Raw genomic sequence first — 20,826 nt, forward strand, 5'->3', positions numbered from 1 at the left:
ATGGACGGCAGGCGGGCATCCAGTGACGCGGGCTTCACGCTCGTCGAGGTGATGGTCACCGTCGCCCTGATGGCGCTTGCCTCAGCCGCCGTTGTCCTCACCCTGCCACGCCTGAATCCGAGCCCTGAGGCCACTGCAGAGGCCACCCGCGACCGCCTCACCGATATCGCCGCCCGCGCGGTGATCGGCGGGGAGATCATGGGTGTGGCGGTGAATGAGGGCGGCCTGACCCCGCTTCATCGCCGCGACGGTCGCTGGATTGAAGCCGGCCCACGCTGGATCGCCGAAGGAGCGGGTCTCGCCCTTGAGGGCATCCCGGCGGAAAGGGGTGTAGAAGGCACGCCACGCCTGCCTGACCTTTGGTTCACGCCTGCGGGTGATGCCAGATCATTCCGCCTCCGTATCGAACGAGACGGCGACACGGCTCTCCTCACGTGTGACGAACAGGGGCAGATGCGCATTGTCGAAGAAGGCCGCATGCCATGAATGACCGCGGCTTCACCCTCATTGAAGTGCTGGTCGGGCTTGCCGTCTTTTCGATTGCTGCCCTTGCGCTGCTGTCCGCGACACGGGAAAGCGTGCGCCATGCCGTGGCGCTTGATGCGCGCCTTGGCGCCGATATCGTGGCCGATAACCGGCTGGTTGAAGTGTTGAGTGCGTCTGAGCCCGCCACCGCCGGGCTGCGCACGGGCACGGTGGATCTTGGAGGTCGTCGCTACGACTGGGCCGAGCGGGTCCGTCCCCTTGAAGGTTTCGGCGTGATGCAGATCGAGGTATCGGTGCGTGAAGCTGGCAGCGAACAGGTGATCGCAAGTGCGACAGGCCTTAGGGAGATATCGCGGTGACACGCCAGCCTTCAGACGCCGGTTTCACACTGATCGAAACGCTTGTGGCACTCGCCATCTTCGCCATTCTGGCCGCGGGCACCACGACGCTGATCGGGCAAAGCTTGCGCACCCGCGATGCAGTCAGCGAGGCCACCGACGCCCAAACCGAACTCACGCTTGCCCGCGCCATTTTAAAGGATGACCTTCTTTCTGCAGTTGCACGCCCTGCCCGCGACAGGTTCGGCGGCGCGACACCCGTTTCCCTCTCTGCTGGCAGCGTGGAGGCAGATGCACCGCTCCTGTCGCTGGTGCGTCGGGGCCGCGCCAATCCGGGCATGGCAGAGGATCGCACCAGCCTTCTTTATGTCGAATACCGGTTCGAGAACGGCACCCTTGTCCGCCGCACCCGTACCCGCGTTGATGCCACGCCGGAAACGCCGGTAAGCGACCGGGTATTGCTGACCGGTCTGTCGGCTGCCTCGTTCGAGATTTTCGGCACCAGCGGCTGGGTCGACAACTGGAAGGCCGGCGACCTGACAACCGGCGGCTTGCCGATTGCCGTGGCGCTTGTCACCAATGACGCCAAGGCAGGTCCCTTGCGCCAGCTTTTCCTCGTCAGCGGCGAGGTGCGGCGATGAAGCAGAACGACTCCAGCCCAAATGACTGCGGCGCGGTGTTGATCACTGTCCTCCTGATGGTTGCCTTGATGTCTGTCATCGCCGTTGGTCTTTCAGGCCGCGTTTCGGCACTGATCGCCCGCCAGCATCTCATCGAGACAGGCTCTGCCGCGCGAGAAGCGGCCTTGTCAGCCGAGACGCTGGCGAAGGCCGTGCTGCGCCAATCTTTCGCGCTGAACAACAACCGCACAACGCTCGACGCCCCTTGGGCACAGCCCGCGCATTTCATGACCGAAGCGGGACGCATCGATGGCCGGATTTCGGACGGCGGCAACTGTTTCAATCTCAACAGCCTCGTGACCGGGGAAGGAGCCATCAGGCAGTCGAACCCCGCTGCACAAGCCGAGTTTGCCCGGCTGATGGCAATCCTCGGCCTCAATCCCGCCGAAGCGGAGGCGATTGCCGCTGCAACCGCCGACTGGGTCGACGGCGACACCCGCCCCAATCCGCGCGGGGCTGAGGATTATGACTATATGGCCGCTGGTGTGCCCCACCGCACCGGCAATACGCTTATGGCGGATGTCAGCGAGTTTCGAGCCGTGAAGGGGGTCACATCCGCTGTCTATGGCCTGCTTCGCCCCTATCTGTGCGCACTGCCGGTAATCGATCCCGCCCCCCTCAACGTGAATACGCTGATGCCTGCTGCTGCGCCGGTGGTTGCAGCCCTTTTCCCGACCGACCCCGACCTTGGCCGTATCATGGATGCCATCGCCATGCGGCCGGCGGCGGGGTATGGCGCGCCAGAGGAGTTCTGGCGACTGCCTGCTTTCAGGGGGGTCACAGTACCTGACGAGATCAAGGCCCGCACCGGCGTGCGTTCCCGTTTTTTCAATCTTGTTGCCGCCGTCAGCCACGCGGATGCCCGCATCACGCTGACCGCCCTTTTTGATGCGACCGGCAAGGACGATGTTCGCCTTGTCAGTCGCCGGTTCGGAGACGAAGAATGACCGATCCAGTCCTGATCCTGATCGCGGACCCTATCGACACCGGCGCATGGCGCTGGGCGCGCGTGGGCGCAGATGGCCGCCTGATTGCCTCCAGCACCGGTGATAGCGCCAGCCTGCCCGGCAAGGGCGACGAGCGTGTCGTGCTGGTGCTCGCGGGCGAAGCCGTTCGCGGCCGCCGGATCGACCTGCCCGCCAAAACCGACGCACAGGCCCGCGCTGCCCTGCCCTATCTTCTGGGTGATGAACTGGGTGACAATGCCCGCAGCCTGCATTTCGTGCTGGATGCAGCTGGCGCCGGCGAGCGCACGGTTTACTGGACGGAAGCCGCCCCGCTTGCCGCGCGCCTTGCCGCCCTTGAGGCGCGCGACCTGACACCGGACCTGATCACCGCCGATTTCATTGCCCTGCCCGACACCATCACGCCCTATGCGCTGGCTGACGGCGCACGCGCCATCCGCGTAGCGCCGGAGCCGACAGAAGGCTATGCCGCCGACCTCAGCCTTCTGTCGCTTCTGGACCCGGACCTGCCGGCTGAAGCCCTGATGCCTGTGCGGCTGGACGGCCTTGCCTCGCGCCTCGCCGAGGGCATAGCCCGGTATAGCGGCCCGGACTTCCGGCAAGGTGCCTTCGCGCCGCGCCGGGCGTGGGGCGAGGTCTGGCTCGTCTGGCAGCGTGCGGCTTGGCTTGCGTTGGCGCTTCTTGTCCTCGCCGGCGTCGTGGTTCTGGCCGAAGGCTTCAAGGCCCGCAGCCTGGCAGATGAGACTGACGCGGCAACACAGGTGGCGCTGCGGGAGGCCTTCCCCGATGTGCGCAGCCTGCCGCATCTGCAATCGCGCCTCAAGGCCCTGCGCGGCACAGGCGCCGACCCGTTCCTTGCGCTCTCGGCCCGCCTGTTCGCCGCTGCCGAAACCGTGGACGGCATGATGGTAAACGGCCTGCGTTTTGACCGGAACGAAGGCCGCCTTTCGGCCGCCATAAGTGCTGCAAGCTTCGGCGATATCGAACGCCTGAAGGCGGCCGTGGCCGAGCGCGGCGCCACCCTCACCGAAGGCGCTTCCCGGCAGGAAGACGGCCGCATCATCAGCGAAATCACGATCGGAGACCGGCCATGACCGCTGCCCTCAAGCCTGTTGCCCACTGGTGGAACGGCCTGTCGCCGCGTGAGCATCTGATGCTTGGCGGGCTTGGCGTCATCCTCGCGCTCCTGATCCTCTGGTATGCTGTCGCCGCGCCGATGCTTGCATGGCGTGCCGAGGGGATCAACACGCTGGAAGCCGCGCGGCGCGACGCCGCCTTCGTTGAAAGCGCGATTGCCGAGGCAGCCACCCTTGGCACCACCCGGCAGAAGGTGGCGACCGGCGACCTGCGTGCCAGCATTTCCGAAAGTGCGCTTGCCCGCGGGGTGCCAATCAGCCGCCTGCAGCCAGAAGCCGCTGGCGGGATCAATGTCTGGGTTGAGGGCGTCACCCCTTCCCTTCTGTATGCCTGGCTTGCGGAAATCGAAAAGACATACGGCATCGGCACGGCACGCGCCGTTATCTCCCGCGCTGCTGATGGCCGCGGCCTCACCGCACAACTGCTGCTGACGGGGGTGGGGTCTTGAACCTGCGGACGCTTCTTCTCGTCGGACTTGCCGCTTTTGCTGTCGGCCTTGTTGCCTGCCTGCCGCTGTCGCTTTTCCTGCCCGCCACCGGCCAGGATGGCCTTGGCTATACCGGCACCAGCGGCACGGTGTGGCAGGGCGGCCGCGTCACTGGTGTGCGCTACAAGGGAGTGCCGGTCGGCACTGTTGATATCGAGCCCTCGCTGGGTGCCCTGCTCAGCGGCGGCATCGGAGGTGACATCAGGGTACGCGGCAGCTTCCTGAACGGCGCCGGGCACGTCGCGCTCAGCGGCGAGCTCGCGGCAGAGGATGTGGCCCTTCGGGCAACGCTTGCCGGATTGCGGCTTCCCCTGCCGCTTGACGGTAGCCTTGAACTTGCAGACTTCAACACGCGCATCGAGGACAACCGCTGCATCGAGGCATCAGGCAGCGTCCGCCTTGTTGCCGATCTCGAAGGTAATGCCGGCTTGCTGCCCCCGCTGGTGGGCACGGCAACATGCGAGGATGGCCAGATTGCCCTCCGCTTGCAAGGGGCGGCCGGTACCACCAACCTCGGCCTCGCTGCATGGATTTCCCCGACAGGCAGCTACCGTGCTACTGCCGACCTTGCAACGGCTGATGCTGACATCCGCCGGCTTCTGCCTTATATGGGCTTTGTTGCGGCCGGGAATAGCTTTAAGCTCGATATCAAAGGTCGCTGGCAGGGGAATTGAGGATGCGTTTGTTTCAAAGCGTGGCGGTGGGCGCCGGCCTGATGCTGTCGGCCTGCGCTGGCACCACCAGCACGCCACCGCCCGTTACACAGGCTCCTGCCGCGTCCGCGCCCACCGCTCCGTCAGAGGAAGGCCCGGCTGCCCGTATCGGCACCCTCCCCCCACAGGAACTGGCCGGCGGCACCTGTGGGCTTTATCTTTTCGCCCGTGAAGCCGGACGGCGGCTTGTGTTCGTCTCCGACACCACCAGCACCGATGCCCGGATGCAGATTGATGGCAAGCCCGCATGGCTTACCCGTGTTTCGGCCTCTGGCACTGCTGCCGGGCGCTTCTTCCCTGAAATGCGCTATGAAGCCGGCGGCGTGACCGTCAGCGTCAGTTATGTGCCCGAACTGAATGGCAACCTCAGCGGCGGCGCGGTGATCCGCGAAGGCCGGCTGACTTTCGCCGATGCTTCGGGCTGGTCCTACGTGATGCCCGTAGCCGGGCTCATTGCCTGCCGCCCGGCGCAGGAATGAGGAAGCGCGGGCGATGCGAACTTTCAGACGCCATCTGACCCGCCTCCTCGCGAGCCTCTGGTTCTGCTCACTACCGGTATCGGCAGAAGACAAACGGATCGAAACACTGCCGGTTGTCGACATTTATCTGGACCGCGGAACCGACGTCCTCGTGCGAAAGGACAAGGACCGTTTTGCCATTGCAGCCATCGATAAACTGCAAAACTTCATGGATCGCACCGGGCTCCGATATCAATTGCACTATGTGCCCTGGTCGCGCGCCATGCGACAGGTCGCGGAAAGCCGCCACGCGCTGATCTACCAGCTGCTGCGGACGCCGGAGCGGGAGGCTAAATACCACTGGATCATGCAGGTGTTTGCAAGCGACGCGCTTCACCTGATCGCGCTTGACACCACCCCCGAGGCCAAATTGAAACTGCCGGAAATCCTGAAGGGTAACACGCTCATCGGCTGCCAGAAGGCGACAGCGCACTGCGATGTGGCGCGCAAGCTGGGTGTGGCCGAGGAACGGATCATGGAAATTCCGCTGGCCGTGCCCACCGCGCTCGAACAGATGCTGCTGCGCGAACGGGTTGATTTCATCATCGCCTACAAAAGCACGGCACGGAGCAATTTCAACACGCTTGGCGAAGATCCCGCTCGCGCCATCTGCATCACACCGATTGACAGTTCGGATGACTATCTGGCTGCCGCCCTGGGCATCGACCCCGCCATCCTCGAGCGGCTTGAAGCGACCCCGCAAGATGACTTGCCGCTTCTTGAAACGCCGTCGCGCTGAACAAGCGACAAAAAGCGATCAAAGCCGCAGCGTGCAGCTTCATGCCATTTCGACTTTTCGGGATGGTGGTGGCTGGGGCGGCAGGATTCGAACCTGCGAATGGCGGTACCAAAAACCGCTGCCTTACCACTTGGCGACGCCCCACCAGCGGTGTGGCGCGGTTTTATTAGAAGTGCCCCCCGCTGTAAAGCCCCTTTTCAACAAATTTTGGAAGGGTCTCTGCCCCTGTGCGGTTCCTCTGGCCGAAGCGCTTGCCAGCCCGCCCCGCTTGGTTAAAGTGGGGGAGAAAACGGAGGCTTACCCATGACGATACTCATCACCGGCGCGGCCGGCTTCATCGGCTCGCACGTAGCGGCGGAACTTCTGTCGCGCGGTGAACGAATCGTCGGCCTCGACAATATGAACAGCTATTATGACCCGGACCTGAAACGCGCCCGTCTGGCACGGCTGCATGACATGGGCGATTTCCATTTCGTGCCGCTCGATCTTGGCACCGATGGCGGGCTTGTCCGGGCGCTCGGCGAGCACAAGTTCAACTCCATCGTACATCTTGGCGCGCAGGCTGGCGTCCGCTATTCGATCGACAATCCGGACGCCTATGTGCGCTCCAACCTTGTCGGGCACATGAATATCCTCGAGCTTGCCCGGCATACCGATGGCATCGAGCATCTTGTCTATGCCAGTTCCTCAAGCGTATACGGGGGCAACACCAAGCTGCCCTTCTCGGAAAGTGACGCGGTGGAAACACCGGTGTCGCTTTATGCCGCCACCAAACGCTCGAACGAGATTCTCAGCCAGTCCTACAGCCACCTTTACGGCATCCCGCAAACAGGCCTCCGCTTCTTCACGGTTTACGGGCCTTGGGGGCGGCCGGACATGGCCTACTGGCTGTTCACCGAGGCGATTCTGAAGGGCGAGAAGATCCGTATCTTCAATAACGGCGATATGGGCCGGGATTTCACCTATATCGACGATATTGTCGACGGTATCCTGCGGGTACTGGATCATCCACCCGCCGCCAGTGACGGCAAGCCGCTGTTCGGCGGCGGCAAGGCCCCGCACCGGGTTTACAATATCGGCAATAACGAGCCCGAACGCCTGATGGACATGATCTCGATCCTCGAAACCGAACTCGGGATTGAGGCAGTGAAGGAATTCGCCCCCATGCAGCCGGGCGACGTGAAGGAAACCTACGCCGATATTTCGGCAATTTCAGGTGACCTCGGCTTCAAGCCGACCACGCCCTTAAGCGTTGGCCTCAAGAAATTCGTCACCTGGTACAAGGATTATTACAAGGTCTAGCCAGCAATCCGGTCGGCCATCAGCCACCAGCCCGGCTGGCGGGCAGCAAAGGTACGGGCGGCTGCCTCGGCTTCGACTTCGCTGTCGAAAAGCGCGAAACAGGTGGCCCCAGAGCCTGACATGCGGGCAAGGCGCACGCCATCCAGCGCTTCAAGTTCTTTCAGCACATCGTCGACTACCGGCAGCACGGCGATGGCCGATCCGTTGAGACTGTTCCGGCGTGCCCGGATTGCTTCAAGGCCGTAGACTGGCGCTGCCGCAGTCTCCGCGTCGAAAGCCACCTGCGCTTCCCGGTAAGCCCGGAACACCGGCGGCGTTTCAAGCGGCAATCCCGGATTGACGAGAAGAATGCCCTTCGGTCCCTCATAGGTCACAGGCGTGAAGTCCTCGCCCACACCCCGTACAAGGATCGGTCGCCCGGCAAGGCAAGCCGGCACATCGGCGCCGAGCTGGATGCCAAGACGAGCGAGGGCCGCCTCATCGAGGCCCGCCCCCCAAAGTTCGTTCAGGCCCTTCAGGGCACCCGCCGCATCGGCTGAGCCACCGCCGATGCCGGCCGCGACGGGCAGGTTCTTGGTCAGCCGGATGGCGGCCTTGGCCTCGACATGGGCCTCGGCGGCCAACAGGCGGGCCGCCCGCAGGACGAGATTGTCGTCAACCGCACCCGTCAAGGCGCCTGCAAACGGGCCATCGATGGCGAGCGTCAGATCATCCGCCGGCGCGAAAGTGAGCATGTCGCCCGCTTTCGTGAAAACAAAAAGACTGTCGAGCAGATGGTAGCCATCGGCGCGGCGCCCGGTGATTTCCAGAAACAGATTGACCTTGGCAGGCGCCGTCACCGTCAGGGCCGGGGCCATGTCAGGGCTTCCCGGTATCCGGTTTCGGGATCGCAGGCAGGCCTTTTTCGAGCTTTTCCAGAAGCTTCGCTTTCAAGTCATCATCCGGCTTCGCATCCAGCGCGTGGCGCCACTGGAAGCGGGCCTCCGCCTGCCGCCCCGCACGCCAGTAGGCATCACCCAGATGATCGTTGATTGTCGCGTCGGTCGGTTCCATCCCCACCGCTTGTTCCAAGGTTTCGACCGCCTGCGCATAGTCGCCGGTCAGGTAATAGACCCAGCCCATGCTGTCCTTGATGAAGCCATCATCGGGGCGCGCTTCGACGGCCTTGGCGATCATCGCCTTTGCCTCATCGATATTCTGTCCTCGGTCGATCCAGCTGTAACCGAGATAGTTGAGCACGTTCGGCTCTTCCGGATTCAGCTTGTGGGCCAGCATCAGGTCGGTCTCTGCCTCCAGCCAGAGGCCAAGCTGCTCGTAACAGATGCCGCGCGCGAAGAAGACGAACCAGTCAGCCGGTACCGGCGCCGTGATCGTGTCGATCACCTGACTGTAGTAGACAATCGCTTCCTCGAAGGCCGAAGCCTCACGCTTCAGGTCACCAAGCGAGGTCAGATACCCCCGGTCACCCGGGGCTTCCACCAGCATGTCCTTGAGGATCGCTTCGGCCTTGTCGACCTCGCCCGCCGCTTTCAGTGCGGCGATGCGGCGGGCCTGAGCGACGCGCCACAACGGGTCGCCGCGCGGTACAGTCGCGAAGGCCTGCGCCGCATCCTGCGGACGATTCACCTGCTCGAACAGCGCGCCGAGCAGCAGATAGATATCCGCCACCTCGGGCGTCAGATAACTGGCGAGACGCAGGTAAACCACAGCGGCCTGCGCCGTGCGCGCCTGCGCAAACTCGGACCCCAGTCGGAACAGCAGGAGGCTCGCCCCGCCCAAGGGTGTCGCCGCCGTCTGGCTGGGCGCACCAATGCGGCTGAGACGCATGGCTTCGCGCATCAGATAGCCATTGCCGCGGAATCGCTGGGTCGCATCCGTCAGGATCATGCGAGCAGCATCGCGGTTGCCAAGCTCGATCTGCTGCTGTGCATAGGCCACAAAAGGCTGCATCGAAACAGGGCGTTCGTCCGTGGTCAGCCGCTTGTAGATTTCCTCGGCGCGGGCTTCCTCGCCCATATAGTCAAGGATATAGGCCAGATGCTCCTCGGCGATCGGCTTGATCCGTTCGTCCGCCAGAAGGGGCGCGAGCGTTGCTTCCGCCTGCACGAGATCCTTCTCGGCCGCATACGACCAGGCCTTGAGGACCGGGTTCAGCACCAGATCGAAGCCGTCGTCTTCCCCTTCTGTCAGAAGCGAGCGCAGCCGAACCCAGTCGGCCGCCCGGTAAGCACTCACCACCCGCATCATGAAGACGATATTGTCGTCCTGTTCGGGCGGCAGTTCGGCAGCGAGCGCCGCTGCATCATCAAGCCGGCCCGAAAACAACAGCTGATAAAAGGCGCGCTCGGCCACGAAAGCGCTTGAAGGGTCAAGCGCCAGCGCTTCCAGATAGAAGGCCGCCGCCGCTGCATTCTCCGAATTCTCCTGCGCGAGCGTCGCCGACAGGAACGGCCCGAAGCCGCTGTCGGTGGCGCCCATGTCGTCATCGACGGTGAATTCGCTGTAAAGCGGCGGAGTTGCTGGTGCCGGCGCAAGCTCCGGCCTGCTGCCGCCCGCGCAGGCGGCAACAAGGAGCGAGACCGCGAGCACGGATGCGCGCCCGGCCATCGGAAAGAAAACTGCCTTCATCATTGTCCCGGCGGGCCCGCCGGTCCTCTTACATGTTCGGGTAATTGGGACCACCGCCGCCTTCCGGCACCACCCAGTTGATATTCTGGGTCGTGTCCTTGATATCGCAGGTCTTGCAGTGCACGCAGTTCTGCGCATTGATCTGCAGCCGTTTTCCACCTTCTTCGCCGTCCACGAATTCATAAACGCCGGCTGGGCAGAAACGCTGCTCGGGGCCTGCATAGTCCGGCCAGTTGACCTTCACCGGGATCGTCGGGTCCTTCAGTGTCAGGTGGCAGGGCTGGTCTTCCTCATGGTTCGTGTTCGACAGGAAAACACTGGTCAGCTTGTCGAAGCTGTAAACACCATCCGGCTTCGGATAGTCGATCGGCTTGCAGTCTTTCGCCTTCTTCGTGGCCTCGTTATCCTTGTGGCCATGACGGAAGGTCCAGGGGATCAGCGCGCCAAGGCCGAGGCTGTTGAGCCACATATCAAAGCCGGAATAAAGCGTACCCAGCGTCACCCCGAATTTGGTGAGCGATGGTCGCGCGTTGCGCACCTTGTAAAGGTCCTTGTAAATCCAGCTATTCTTGAAGGCGTCAGCGTAAGAGGTCAGTTCCTTCTCGCCTTCCGAGCCGCCGGCAAGGGCGTCGAACGCCGCTTCGGCAGCCAGCATGGCCGACTTCATCGCATTGTGGGTACCCTTGATGCGCGGCACGTTCACGAAACCGGCTGCACAACCGATGAGCGCGCCGCCCGGGAAGTGCAGCTTCGGCACCGACTGCAGGCCGCCTTCGTTGATCGCCCGCGCGCCATACGCCACGCGGCGACCGCCTTCGAGGATCGCTTTCACGGCGGGGTGCGTTTTGAAACGCTGCATCTCGTCAAACGGCGAAAGATAGGGGTTCGCGTAATCGAGCGTGACCACGAAGCCGATGGCGACCTGATTGTTTTCCTGATGATAGATGAAGCCGCCGCCGGCCACATCTGTCAGCGGCCAGCCCTGCGTGTGGATCACCGTGCCCGCCTTGTGCTTGGCAGGATCGATATCCCACAGTTCCTTGATGCCGATGCCGTATGTCTGGTGCTCGACACCGTCACGCAGGTTGAAATGCTTCTCGAGCTGTTTTGAGAGCGAGCCCCGGCAACCTTCGGCGAAAAGCGTGTATTTGGCATGCAGTTCCATGCCGGGCTCGTAGCCATCCTTATGGGTGCCATCGCGGCCCACGCCCATGTCACCGGTCGCAACGCCTTTCACGCGGCCGTCCTCATGGAACAGCACCTCGGCTGCCGCAAAGCCCGGATAGACTTCCACGCCCAATGCCTCGGCCTGTTCGCCGAGCCAACGGGTGAAATTGCCAAGCGACAGGGTGTACATGCCCTTGTTGGACATCAGGGGCGGCAACAGGAAGTGCGGGAAATCGATATGGCCGGTTTCCGACAGGATCCAGTGATGGTTGTCAGTGACAGGCGTGTTGAGCGGTGCGCCCTTGTCTTTCCAGTCGGGGATCAGTTCGTTGAGCGCAATGGGATCCACCACGGCGCCCGAAAGGATATGCGCGCCGATCTCCGAGCCCTTTTCAAGCACGCAGACGGTCAGTTCCTGACCCTTCTCGTTTGCAAGCTGCATCAGCCGGATCGCCGCCGACAGGCCGGACGGGCCGCCGCCTACGATCACAACATCGAATTCCATGGATTCGCGTTCCATGTGTTACTCCCCTGAATGACTAACGGCGGCTCGCCGAACGGCAATAAAAAATCACGGCAAGCCTGCCTTTGTTGACCCATTCCGGCGCGTTTGTGTCCGGCCCTGTCCCTTTGATTTTCAGTGTTTATGCCCCGCTCCGGCAGCAAGGTCAAACGGTTGCGGCGAAATCTGCGTTTATGTGAACGGGCGGGTCTGGAAAAAAGCGGTGCGTGGGCACGCGAGGCCGCTATATAGTCATCCCAAGGACGGTGCCGTGGGGGCGGGTCCTGCCATTTGTACCAGTGAACGACAGGGACCGATCCAACTCGATGATGAACCGGGGCACTGAGATCACCGCCGACATGGACCCGGCCTTTCTGCTTGCATGGCATGTGGAAATGGGCGCGGACGAAGCCATCGGTTTCGACCCTGTCGATCGGTTCACTGCACCCTCTGCCCCCGAAATCCGCATGCCAGCTGCACCGCGTGCGACCGCCGCTGCAGATGCCCCGCGCATGGTTGCCGATATCGTCGCCCCCACCACATCGGCGGCAGGCCCGCGCGTCGTCGAGGCACGCCCGGTGCAAAGCGTCATTGGCGCGGGCCCGGCAGAGGCCGCTCGTGTTGCCGCCACCTGCAATACACTCGAGGAACTCCGCGCCGCTATCGAGGCCTTCGATGGCGGCACCTTGAAGCGCGGCGCCAAATGCACCGTCTTCGCCGATGGTGTCGCGGGTGCGCCGCTGATGGTCGTCGGTGAAGCACCGGGTGCCGACGAGGACCGCGAAGGCCGCCCCTTCGTGGGCGCCTCCGGACAGTTCCTCGATCGCATGCTCGCCGCCGCCGGCCTGTCGCGCCAGACGAACGTCTATATATCGAATGTTGTACCGTGGCGGCCCTTGGGCAACCGCACGCCGGATCCCGCCGTGATCGCCATGTGCCTGCCCTTCCTGATGCGACATATCGAGCTTGCGAAACCGCAAGCCCTTCTCCTCGTTGGCAAAGTCCCGACGGGGGCGCTTTTTGGCAGTGATGATGGCATTACCCGCCTCCGCGGGAAGATGCGCGACATCACCGCCGGGGGCTTGACGCTGCCTGCCATGCCCACATACCATCCGGCCTTCCTTTTGCGTCAGCCTGCCCAGAAAGGCCAGGCATGGCGCGACCTTCTGACCATTCGGGAAAGGCTCGCACTTTGAAGACGTGGCGTATCGGCAATTGGCGGAATAGCTGTCTCGGCCTGACCCTCGCCGCAGCCCTTGTGCAGCCGGTGCAGGGCGCCGACGCCCCGGCACCCGTCGCCATTGCAGCAGCGAGCACCGCACCCGCTGCCAGCATGCCGATCACCGTGCCTGTCCCCAAAGCCCTGTCGGACGAGGACCGCGCGCGGTATGAACGGATCTTCGCGCTTGTCAATGCGGCCAACTGGAAGGCGGTTGACGCTGAAGTTGCCAAGCTTACGGATAAGTCCCTGATGGGGCATGTGCTGTATGGCAAGTTGATGCACCCGACCGGTTATCGCTCCAGCTATGCCGATCTTTCAGGCTGGCTCGACAAATACCCCGATCATCCGAATGCATGGCTTATCTACAAGCTCGCCAAGCGCCGTCAGGGCAAGGCCAAGCCGCCGCGCCTGCCGGTTGATCCGCAATATCCGAATGTGACCGGCCACACAGGCGGCAAGGGCCTGCCCGTGCCGAAGCGGTCCAAGGCATCTAGCCGCGAAGTGGCGCAGCTGAAATCGCAGGTGCGCACTTTCGTGAAGTCCGGCCAGCCGGAGCGCGCCGAGAAGATTTTCTGGATCACCGACGACAAGAAGGTCATGGCAGGCCACGAGCGGGCCGCGCTTCTGGAACGTATCGCCGCCAGCTATTATTATCAGGGCGAGGACAAGCGCGCCAAATTCATGGCCGGGCTCGCCGCCAAGACCGACCGCAAGAACGAGCCGACCGCCGACTGGACGGCTGGCCTCGCCAGCTGGCGCCTTGGCGATTATGAAAGCGCCTACAAGCATTTCGCCGAAATGAAAGGTTCATCGAAGCGCCTTTCGAGCTGGCTGGCCGCCGGTGGGCGTTTCTGGGCGGCCCGTGCCGCCTACCGCACCGGGCGCGATGACAAGGCCGAAGAATTCCTCAGAAGCGCGGCGCTTGAATATCCCGAAACCTTCTACGGGCTTCTGGCCGCGCGCCAGCTTGGCATCCAGCCGAAATTCGACTGGTCCTTACCGCCGCTCACGGCGAAGGGGCTTGAGAACCTGAACCGTTTCCCGTCCACCCACCGCGCGCTGGCACTGCGCGAGCTTGGCAGGGACGATCTGGCAGACGAGGAACTGCGCCTTCTGTGGGGACGTCAGGGTACCGCGGTGCAGGACGACCTTCTGGCGCTGACCGCCCAGATCAACCTGCCGAACCTGCAGATGCGCCTCAGCCGCGCGGGCGGCGGCAAGGTGAAAGTGCCGACAGGGGCACGCTTCCCGCTGCCTGACTGGGAACCCGTCGACGGCTTCCGGATCGACCGGGCGCTTATTTATGCAATGGTCCGGCAGGAAAGCGATTTCCGCATCCAGGCGCAAAGCTATGCCGGTGCGCGCGGCCTGATGCAGGTGATGCCTGCAACGGCCAGTTACCTGACCCGCGACAAGACGCTTTTCAAGCGCAACCAGCACCGCCTGTACGAGCCGGAATTCAATATCGCGGTCGGCCAGTATTATGTGGAATATCTGCACGACAACGATGTTGTCGGCGGCGATCTCCTCAAGCTTCTGGCTGCCTATAACGGCGGCCCCGGCACCCTGAAACGCTGGATGGGCGATATCCGCTTCCAGAACGACCCGCTGTTGTTCATCGAATCGCTGACCTTCCACCAGACTCGCGACTATATCGAGAAGGTGATGGCGAACCTCTGGATGTACCGCATGAAGATGGGACAGACGACCGCGAGCCTTGATGCGCTGGCTGCCGGCGAGTGGCCCCGCCTTGAGCATTTCGATGAAGACGTGCAGGTCGCTCGCGCCAACGGCGACGCCCGCCCGCCTGCGACCCGCCAGCTCGGCCGCGACGCCAAATGACCCTGCCCGCGCTGCCGGGCTTCCCTGAAATGGAGACTGCCTGATGCGCGCCTTTATTCTTGCCTGTTTCACCTTCGTCCTGATGGTCGCGCCCGCAACCCGGGCAAGCGACGCGGATGAGGACAAGGCACTCATCAACGCCATGCTCGATCACCTGCATGCTGCTGCCGCGAACGCCGACTGGCCGGAATATTTCAGCCTTTATACCGATGACGCCACCTTCCTTGGTACCGACAAGACCGAGCGCTGGGACATGCCCACTTTCCGCTCCTACGCCGCAGAGACGAAGGGCTGGAAATACACGATGACAGAACGGCACATCGACCTTTCTCCTGACGGGAATGCCGCATGGTTCGACGAACTTCTCTGGAATGATGCTTACGGCGTCAGCCGTGGTACCGGCGCCCTGATTCGGGGTGATTCTGGCTGGAAGGTCGTTCAGTACCATTTGACATTTCCAATGCCAAATGACCTCGCCAAGCGATTCACCGAAGAGATTCAAACCTTTGAAAAAAATGCTGCACCGCAGGAAAAGTGACAATTTTTTCAAAGTCTTGATGCGGTAACAAAGGCGCGTCATGCTTTCCTTGTCCCACGATGGGACAGATGGTTGAGGAGAGCACCATGGCACTGCCTTCTGCACTCGACGAGATCATCGGCATCTGGCGGGCCCTACCCCGCAAGGCGGGCGCGCTGTTGCCCTGCCGCCGTGCACTTAATCCCCGTGACCTTGCCCGCGCCTTGCCGCGTGTCGCCCTGATGCAACGCCGCGAAAGGTACGATATCCAGGTCGGGATGGTGGAAACCCCCTTCGACGCCCATTGGTCGGAAGGGATGGCCGGGTTCAATGCCTTCGATATCGCCGACAGCGACATGCGCGAGAATATCGCCCGCTTCTGCGATGCCATTCTCTCGCAGCCGGCCGGCGCGTGGGTCGAAGAAAAGGTCGAAGCCATGGGTGGCGGCGAAGCGACCGTTTCCACGCTTTACCTGCCGCTCAGCGACCGGCAGGACCGCGCCACCTATATCATGGGCTGTTCGGTCAGCGACCGGCCCGCCGCGCATCGCTCGCTTCGGGAAAAACTGGTGCCCACACCCTCGGCCATCGCTGCCGTGCGTTTCTTCGATATCGGCCGGGGCAAACCAAGTGTCGCCTTCGAACCCATGACACGCCTCGCCCGAAGTGCGAGCCTGAAGGAACGTTTCCTCGATCCCGCAGCACCGACCGGCGCTTCAGTCTGAGCTTTTTTGCCGGGCAAGGCTCAGCTCGCCCGTGCCTTCATCTTGGCGGCCATCTTGAAGGCAAGACGCGGGAACAGGCGCTTCAGCCACAGGGCATTCATTTCCATGCCCTTCCCCACGGCAATCTCCGGCGTGCCTTTGTGGAAGCCCTTCACGATGACGCGGGCGGCGGCATCCACATCCATGCCACCGGCGATATTGTCGTCCATCTTGCCGAACTCGGTGCCATCGCCCTTCAGGGCTACGTTCGAGATATTGGTGCGGATGAAACCGGGCGTCACGGTCGTCACCCGGATATTCTGGTCCGCCGTTTCAGCACGAAGGGCATCGAAGAAGCCCATCACCGCATGCTTGGCGGCGCAGTAACCGGTGCGGAGCGGGGCGCCGATCTTGCCGGCGACCGAGGCGGTCACGGCGATATGCCCCCCGCCCACCTTTATCATCAGGGGAAGCACCGCCTTCGTCAGCGCCATCTGGCCGAACACATCGACCTCGAAAAGCTTCCGGTAGGTCGCCATTGTGGTGTCAACCGCCAGCGCGCGCTGCGAGATACCGGCATTATTGAACAGCATGTCGATCCGGCCGGTGAAGGCATGGGCCTCAGCAGTTGCCTTCTCGATAGCGGCCTCGTCGGTCACATCAAGCGGCAGGACAAACACCTTCGCTGCACCATTTGCAAGACAGGCGGCCTTCACCCGTTCCAGCTCGTCCGCGCGGCGGGCCGAAAGGATCAGCGCCCCGCCCTCCTTCGCGATTTCCCTGGCAACAGCTTCGCCAATCCCCGACGACGCCCCGGTGATCCAGACAGTCTGGTCCCTGAACATGACTTTCCTCCCCCGAAATGCAGTTTCAGCCGATGGCGCCACCGGATTTCAGGGCGCCGATTTCCTCGGCATTAAAGCCGAGTTCGGCAAGGATTTCATCCGAATGTTGGCCGAGAAGCGGCGGCGCCTTCTCGTATGTGATCGGTGTGCCCGAAAACTTGATGGGGCAAGCCACCTGCGGCACCTTGCCGGACAGGGGATGATCCAGCTCGAACGCCAGCCCGCGCGACACCACCTGCGGATCGGCAAAGGCCTGCGGGATCGTGTTGATCGGCCCGCATGGTACCGCCACATCCTCAAGGATGGCGATCCATTCCGCTGTCGTTTTCTTCGCAATGAGGGCTGCCACGAGTGGCACGAGGGCATCGCGGTTCTCGACCCGGCTACGGTTGGTGGCGAAACGCGGATTTTCAGCAAGCGCCGGATCGCCGGCCACTTCGCAGAAAGCCTTGAACTGGCGATCGTTGCCTGCGGCCAAAATGATATGCCCGTCGCTTGTGGCGAAATCCTGATAGGGCACGATATTGGCGTGGGCATTGCCCTGCCGTTTGGGCACCACGTCGCCGATGAACCAGTTCATATTCTGGTTGCCAAGCAGGCCAAGCGTCACGTCCAGCAGCGCCATGTCGATATGCTGGCCTTCGCCTGTCTGGTCCCGGTGGCGGAGGGCGGCAAGGATACCGATCACGCCGTAGAGGCCCGTGGTAAGATCGGACACCGCGACCCCCACCTTCTGCGGGCCGCCGCCCGGCTTGTCGTCGCGTTCGCCGGTGATGGACATCAGCCCGCCCATCGCCTGGATCATGAAATCATAACCCGCGCGGTCGGAATAGGGCCCGGTTTGCCCGAAGCCGGTGACGGAGCAGTAAACAAGCCCCGGACATTCCGCCTTCAGGCTTTCATAATCGAGGCCGTATTTTTTCAGGCCGCCAACCTTGTAATTTTCAAGAAGCACATCAGCGCGGCGGGCGAGTTTGTGGATCACCGCCTGGCCTTCAGGCTTCGAAATATCGATGGCGATCGAGCGCTTGCCCCGGTTGGCGGAGAGATAATAGCCCGCTTCGCCGGTCTCGTTGCCGTCCTTGTCTTTCAGGTACGGCGGACCCCAGCCGCGTGTATCGTCGCCCGCACCCGGGCGTTCCACCTTGATGACATCGGCACCAAGGTCGGCCAGAAGCTGCCCCGCCCACGGCCCCGCGAGCACGCGCGACAAATCCAGCACTTTCACACCTGCAAGCGGCCCTGCCATCCGATCCTCCCTTGATTGTGGCTGTCCCGAGAAAGCACCAAAGCCGATTGAAGTGCAAGCGGCTTGACACGATGTGCGGCAAGAGGACACATGAGGGGACACAAGGGGACCAGACCATCCCCCAGAGAGATTTGGATGCCTATGACTTTCCGCACGCCGACGACCCTCAGCCTCCTGAAGGCCGCCTTCCGCGCCGCCCGCGCCCGCGCCATGCTGCTGCTTCTGCTGTCGCTGATGTGCGGTGCCGTTTCGGGGCTTCTCTATGCGCCCGCATGGCCCGTGGTATCGGATCTGTTCACCGTGATGGCGGACCAGACTTTGGCGGATACAGAGCGCAGCGAACGCATGGCGGCGATTCTCGGTGACGGCTTCTTCACCGTCGTCATCTGCCATGTGCTGGTGATGGCAGCGACAGCGCAGCTGGTCGCCCCTTGGGCGCGCGCCGTGGCACCCGATGCGCCAGCGCCGCTCGGAGCTGGCTACGGCGACAGCGCCCGGCGCGGCTTCCGCCTCTTTGGCCACATGCTGACAGGTGCAGGCGTCAGCCTTTCGCTGATCATTGTGCTCGTGGGGATCGCGCAGTTCATCCCGGCTGCCTTCGTGCAATTGGTGGTCGCTATCCTCATGCTTGGCAGCATCATGATGGTCGCGGCCATCGTCAATCTCGCGAACGCGGCCGCCGCGCGCGACCGGGCCGAAAGCTTCCTTTCCGCATGGCGGCGCGGGCGGCTGTTCGGCGGTCCCATCGTTTCGAGCTTCGCTTTCATCGCCATCATGGTCACATTCCTCAACATGACAATCGGCACGCTGATCGTCGCGCTCGCCCCTTCTGCCATCGAACTGCCGGTTTCGATGATCGTCGGCGGGGCTTTCATGTTCCTGATGACGGCGCTGCATGTGGCGGCAATGCATGATGTGCCCGATTTTCACGACCTGATGCCAACCCGGCGGGTGTGACGATGCCGGACACCCCTGTCGGAACCCGCCCCGACAAGCATGAAATCCTCGCCTCAGTTTTTGGCTTTTCGGCCTTCCGGCCCGGGCAGGAGGATATCGTCGACCGACTGGTAGCAGGCGGCAAACTGCTCGCCGTGATGCCGACGGGCGCCGGCAAAAGTCTTTGCTACCAGCTTGCGGGCATGCTTCGGGGTGGGATCACCATCGTCGTCTCGCCGCTCATTGCCCTGATGAATGATCAGGTCGCCGCCCTCACCGCCAACGGTGTGGCAGCGGAAGCGATCCACAGCGGCAGGGACTGGCAAACGAACGCAGATGGCTGGCGCCGCATCGCCGGCAGCCATTCCGGTTTCCTCTATATGTCGCCCGAACGCCTGACGACAGACCGGATGCTGTCCGCCCTTGCCAAGCTGCCCGTCCGGCTGATTGTGATTGATGAAGCGCACTGTGTATCGCAGTGGGGGCATGATTTCCGGCCTGAATATCTGACTCTTGGCACCTTGCGCGAAGCCTTTCCGCAGGCTGCCATCGGCGCCTTCACGGCCACCGCCGACACGGTGACGCAGGGCGATATCGCCGACAAGCTGTTTGGCGGCAATGGCGAAACCCTCACCTTCGGCTTCGACCGGCCGAACATCCATCTGGACGTGCGCGAAAAGGCCGGCGGCCCGGCGCAGCTTGTGAAGCTGGTGGGTGAACTCTCCGCGGGCGGCGCGCAGGGGATTGTCTATTGCCTCTCGCGCAAGGGGGTGGAGGAAACGGCTGAACGGCTGAATGCAGCTGGCATCAAAGCCATTCCCTATCACGCGGGGATGGATGCCCACACCCGGCATGTTCACCAGAACCGCTTCCTGTCGGAACCTGATCTTGTCATGACCGCCACCATCGCCTTCGGGATGGGTATCGACAAGCCGGACGTGCGGTTCGTGGTGCATGCGGACCTGCCTGCCAATATGGAAGCCTATTACCAGGAAATCGGCAGGGCAGGGCGCGACGGCAACCCGGCCCGCGCCGTGATGCTTTACGGCCTTGGCGATATCGGCCGCCGCCGCGCGATGATCGACAGCGGCAACGCGGGCGACGAGCGAAAGCGGGTGGAATGGCAGCGGCTGAATGTGCTTCTGGGCTATGCCGAGGCCGTCACCTGCCGCCGCCAGATGATCCTTTCCTATTTCGGGGAAGCATCCGAGCCCTGCGGCAACTGCGATGTGTGCGACAGCCCACCGAGTGTATTTGATGGCACGCACGAAGCCGAGATTGTGGCCGAAATGCTGATTGCCACCGACGAACGCTACGGGCAGGCGCACCTTCTGGATATCCTGATGGGGGCGGCGACCGCCAAGATCAAGGCGGCAGGCCATCATGAACTGCCCGCCTTCGGCGCTGGGCGCCCGCGCGACCGTCACCAGTGGCAAAGCTACCTGCGCCAGATGCTGGCCGCAGGTTACCTGAGCCTTGATCTCGAAGGCTACGGCGCCCTGAAGCTGACCAAACGCGGCCGCGCCATCCTTGCGGGCGGCGTTGAGGTATCGCTGAAAGACAGCCTGCCGCGGCGCGCGACACCGAAGATGAAATCGACCGTCACGCCGGTCGAACTGTCAGCCGGTGACGGTAAGCTTTACATGGCGCTCAAGGCCCTGCGCCGCGACCTCGCAGACGCTGCCGACGTGCCGGCCTATGTGATTTTCGCGGACAAGACACTGGCCGACATGGCCCGGCTGCGGCCGTCCAATCGCCGTGAACTCCTTGGCGTCAACGGCGTTGGCGAGAAGAAAGCCGACAAATATGGTGACGCCTTCCTCGATCTTATCCGGAGCAATGTCTGATC

The 20,826-nt window shown here is 62.9% G+C and carries 21 protein-coding genes and 1 tRNA gene; 16 read left to right on the top strand and 6 right to left on the bottom strand.

Translation table 11 applies throughout. The features are described from left to right. From OU694_RS15910 to OU694_RS15950, 9 genes are read left to right on the top strand one after another with little or no spacing between them, the layout of a single operon-like run. Positions 1–486 (top strand): prepilin-type N-terminal cleavage/methylation domain-containing protein, encoded by a 486-nt coding sequence (locus OU694_RS15910; protein ID WP_308912004.1) that lies wholly within the window; start codon positions 1–3, stop codon positions 484–486. After that, a complete protein-coding gene (gene gspI, locus OU694_RS15915) occupies positions 483–845 on the top strand; it encodes a type II secretion system minor pseudopilin GspI (protein WP_308912005.1) in 363 nt (120 codons plus the stop codon). The genes OU694_RS15910 and gspI overlap by 4 nt, the downstream gene beginning before the upstream one ends. Continuing rightward, positions 842–1,465, top strand: coding sequence for a type II secretion system minor pseudopilin GspJ (gspJ, locus tag OU694_RS15920; protein WP_308912006.1), 624 nt, complete (start codon positions 842–844; stop codon positions 1,463–1,465). The genes gspI and gspJ overlap by 4 nt, the downstream gene beginning before the upstream one ends. After that, on the top strand, positions 1,462–2,451 hold the full coding sequence (gene gspK, locus OU694_RS15925; RefSeq protein WP_308912007.1) for a type II secretion system minor pseudopilin GspK: 990 nt from the start codon (positions 1,462–1,464) through the stop codon (positions 2,449–2,451). The genes gspJ and gspK overlap by 4 nt, the downstream gene beginning before the upstream one ends. After that, positions 2,448–3,563 carry a type II secretion system protein GspL gene (gene gspL, locus OU694_RS15930; RefSeq protein ID WP_308912008.1) on the top strand — a complete coding sequence of 372 codons (1,116 nt, stop codon included), beginning with the start codon at positions 2,448–2,450 and terminating at the stop codon, positions 3,561–3,563. Before gspK ends, gspL begins: the two co-directional genes overlap by 4 nt. Beyond that, positions 3,560–4,054, top strand: a complete 495-nt coding sequence (locus tag OU694_RS15935) for a type II secretion system protein M (protein ID WP_308912009.1) — start codon at positions 3,560–3,562, stop codon at positions 4,052–4,054. Before gspL ends, OU694_RS15935 begins: the two co-directional genes overlap by 4 nt. Then, the gene (gene gspN / locus OU694_RS15940; protein WP_308912010.1) at positions 4,051–4,767 is read left to right on the top strand and encodes a type II secretion system protein N; all 717 of its coding nucleotides are present in this window, start codon (positions 4,051–4,053) and stop codon (positions 4,765–4,767) included. The genes OU694_RS15935 and gspN overlap by 4 nt, the downstream gene beginning before the upstream one ends. 2 nt (positions 4,768–4,769) lie before the next feature. After that, positions 4,770–5,285 carry a hypothetical protein gene (locus tag OU694_RS15945; RefSeq protein ID WP_308912011.1) on the top strand — a complete coding sequence of 172 codons (516 nt, stop codon included), beginning with the start codon at positions 4,770–4,772 and terminating at the stop codon, positions 5,283–5,285. Positions 5,286–5,298: 13 nt separating this feature from the next. Beyond that, positions 5,299–6,063, top strand: coding sequence for a transporter substrate-binding domain-containing protein (locus tag OU694_RS15950; RefSeq protein WP_308912012.1), 765 nt, complete (start codon positions 5,299–5,301; stop codon positions 6,061–6,063). 69 nt (positions 6,064–6,132) lie between these two features. Here the strand turns inward: OU694_RS15950 and OU694_RS15955 are convergent. Beyond that, positions 6,133–6,207 (bottom strand) — tRNA-Gln (locus OU694_RS15955). A 159-nt stretch (positions 6,208–6,366) separates the two neighbouring features. On the opposite strand from OU694_RS15955, the gene OU694_RS15960 reads away from it, so the two are divergent. Continuing rightward, positions 6,367–7,365: an NAD-dependent epimerase/dehydratase family protein gene (locus tag OU694_RS15960; protein ID WP_308912013.1), complete on the top strand. Its 999-nt coding sequence runs from the start codon at positions 6,367–6,369 to the stop codon at positions 7,363–7,365. Here OU694_RS15960 and OU694_RS15965 read toward each other — a convergent pair. From OU694_RS15965 to OU694_RS15975, 3 genes are read right to left on the bottom strand one after another with little or no spacing between them, the layout of a single operon-like run. Beyond that, a complete protein-coding gene (locus OU694_RS15965; protein ID WP_308912014.1) occupies positions 7,362–8,222 on the bottom strand; it encodes a 4-(cytidine 5'-diphospho)-2-C-methyl-D-erythritol kinase in 861 nt (286 codons plus the stop codon). The two genes, OU694_RS15960 and OU694_RS15965, sit on opposite strands and share 4 nt — an antisense overlap. Position 8,223: 1 nt before the next feature. Further along, positions 8,224–9,996 (bottom strand): tetratricopeptide repeat protein, encoded by a 1,773-nt coding sequence (locus OU694_RS15970; RefSeq protein WP_308912015.1) that lies wholly within the window; start codon positions 9,994–9,996, stop codon positions 8,224–8,226. Between the two features lie 25 nt (positions 9,997–10,021). Then, entirely contained in the window at positions 10,022–11,680 is a 1,659-nt protein-coding gene (locus tag OU694_RS15975; protein WP_308912016.1) for an electron transfer flavoprotein-ubiquinone oxidoreductase, read from the bottom strand. A gap of 308 nt (positions 11,681–11,988) precedes the next feature. Here OU694_RS15975 and OU694_RS15980 point away from each other — a divergent pair, with 308 nt between their 5' ends. The 4 genes from OU694_RS15980 to OU694_RS15995 all read left to right on the top strand — a co-directional run bounded on the left by OU694_RS15980 (position 11,989) and on the right by OU694_RS15995 (position 15,968). After that, the gene (locus tag OU694_RS15980) at positions 11,989–12,858 is read left to right on the top strand and encodes a uracil-DNA glycosylase (protein WP_308912017.1); all 870 of its coding nucleotides are present in this window, start codon (positions 11,989–11,991) and stop codon (positions 12,856–12,858) included. Next, positions 12,855–14,726 carry a lytic transglycosylase domain-containing protein gene (locus OU694_RS15985; protein WP_308912018.1) on the top strand — a complete coding sequence of 624 codons (1,872 nt, stop codon included), beginning with the start codon at positions 12,855–12,857 and terminating at the stop codon, positions 14,724–14,726. The genes OU694_RS15980 and OU694_RS15985 overlap by 4 nt, the downstream gene beginning before the upstream one ends. Before the next feature lie 43 nt (positions 14,727–14,769). Further along, entirely contained in the window at positions 14,770–15,264 is a 495-nt protein-coding gene (locus OU694_RS15990; protein ID WP_308912019.1) for a nuclear transport factor 2 family protein, read from the top strand. 86 nt (positions 15,265–15,350) lie between these two features. Beyond that, positions 15,351–15,968, top strand: a complete 618-nt coding sequence (locus OU694_RS15995; RefSeq protein ID WP_308912020.1) for a PAS domain-containing protein — start codon at positions 15,351–15,353, stop codon at positions 15,966–15,968. Positions 15,969–15,988: 20 nt separating this feature from the next. Here the strand turns inward: OU694_RS15995 and OU694_RS16000 are convergent, their stop codons facing one another. Together OU694_RS16000 and OU694_RS16005 are read right to left on the bottom strand one after the other, a co-directional pair. Then, positions 15,989–16,792: an SDR family oxidoreductase gene (locus OU694_RS16000; protein WP_308912021.1), complete on the bottom strand. Its 804-nt coding sequence runs from the start codon at positions 16,790–16,792 to the stop codon at positions 15,989–15,991. 25 nt (positions 16,793–16,817) lie between these two features. Next, positions 16,818–18,041 (bottom strand): CaiB/BaiF CoA transferase family protein, encoded by a 1,224-nt coding sequence (locus tag OU694_RS16005; RefSeq protein ID WP_308912022.1) that lies wholly within the window; start codon positions 18,039–18,041, stop codon positions 16,818–16,820. 135 nt (positions 18,042–18,176) lie between these two features. Between OU694_RS16005 and OU694_RS16010 the strand changes: the two genes are divergently transcribed. Together OU694_RS16010 and recQ are read left to right on the top strand one after the other, a co-directional pair. Next, positions 18,177–18,998: a hypothetical protein gene (locus tag OU694_RS16010; RefSeq protein ID WP_308912023.1), complete on the top strand. Its 822-nt coding sequence runs from the start codon at positions 18,177–18,179 to the stop codon at positions 18,996–18,998. Positions 18,999–19,000: 2 nt separating this feature from the next. Further along, positions 19,001–20,824 (top strand): DNA helicase RecQ, encoded by a 1,824-nt coding sequence (recQ, locus tag OU694_RS16015; protein ID WP_308912024.1) that lies wholly within the window; start codon positions 19,001–19,003, stop codon positions 20,822–20,824. Positions 20,825–20,826 lie beyond the last annotated feature (2 nt).

Origin of the sequence: Pseudokordiimonas caeni (assembly GCF_026719705.1) — a bacterium.
In the GTDB taxonomy this organism is placed as follows: domain Bacteria; phylum Pseudomonadota; class Alphaproteobacteria; order Sphingomonadales; family Kordiimonadaceae; genus Gimibacter; species Gimibacter caeni.

Excerpts from the sequence above, each read along its gene's own strand:
- OU694_RS15935 (WP_308912009.1), top strand. The coding sequence starts at position 3,560 with ATGACCGCTGCCCTCAAGCCTGTTGCCCACTGGTGGAACGGCCTGTCG.
- OU694_RS16010 (WP_308912023.1), top strand. The coding sequence starts at position 18,177 with ATGCCTATGACTTTCCGCACGCCGACGACCCTCAGCCTCCTGAAGGCC.
- OU694_RS16005 (WP_308912022.1), bottom strand. The coding sequence starts at position 18,041 with ATGGCAGGGCCGCTTGCAGGTGTGAAAGTGCTGGATTTGTCGCGCGTG.
- gspK (WP_308912007.1), top strand. The coding sequence starts at position 1,462 with ATGAAGCAGAACGACTCCAGCCCAAATGACTGCGGCGCGGTGTTGATC.
- OU694_RS15970 (WP_308912015.1), bottom strand. The coding sequence starts at position 9,996 with ATGATGAAGGCAGTTTTCTTTCCGATGGCCGGGCGCGCATCCGTGCTC.
- OU694_RS15965 (WP_308912014.1), bottom strand. The coding sequence starts at position 8,222 with ATGGCCCCGGCCCTGACGGTGACGGCGCCTGCCAAGGTCAATCTGTTT.
- OU694_RS15995 (WP_308912020.1), top strand. The coding sequence starts at position 15,351 with ATGGCACTGCCTTCTGCACTCGACGAGATCATCGGCATCTGGCGGGCC.
- gspL (WP_308912008.1), top strand. The coding sequence starts at position 2,448 with ATGACCGATCCAGTCCTGATCCTGATCGCGGACCCTATCGACACCGGC.
- recQ (WP_308912024.1), top strand. The coding sequence starts at position 19,001 with ATGCCGGACACCCCTGTCGGAACCCGCCCCGACAAGCATGAAATCCTC.
- OU694_RS15980 (WP_308912017.1), top strand. The coding sequence starts at position 11,989 with ATGATGAACCGGGGCACTGAGATCACCGCCGACATGGACCCGGCCTTT.
- OU694_RS15990 (WP_308912019.1), top strand. The coding sequence starts at position 14,770 with ATGCGCGCCTTTATTCTTGCCTGTTTCACCTTCGTCCTGATGGTCGCG.
- OU694_RS15950 (WP_308912012.1), top strand. The coding sequence starts at position 5,299 with ATGCGAACTTTCAGACGCCATCTGACCCGCCTCCTCGCGAGCCTCTGG.
- OU694_RS15960 (WP_308912013.1), top strand. The coding sequence starts at position 6,367 with ATGACGATACTCATCACCGGCGCGGCCGGCTTCATCGGCTCGCACGTA.
- OU694_RS15945 (WP_308912011.1), top strand. The coding sequence starts at position 4,770 with ATGCGTTTGTTTCAAAGCGTGGCGGTGGGCGCCGGCCTGATGCTGTCG.
- OU694_RS15910 (WP_308912004.1), top strand. The coding sequence starts at position 1 with ATGGACGGCAGGCGGGCATCCAGTGACGCGGGCTTCACGCTCGTCGAG.
- OU694_RS16000 (WP_308912021.1), bottom strand. The coding sequence starts at position 16,792 with ATGTTCAGGGACCAGACTGTCTGGATCACCGGGGCGTCGTCGGGGATT.
- gspI (WP_308912005.1), top strand. The coding sequence starts at position 483 with ATGAATGACCGCGGCTTCACCCTCATTGAAGTGCTGGTCGGGCTTGCC.
- OU694_RS15975 (WP_308912016.1), bottom strand. The coding sequence starts at position 11,680 with ATGGAACGCGAATCCATGGAATTCGATGTTGTGATCGTAGGCGGCGGC.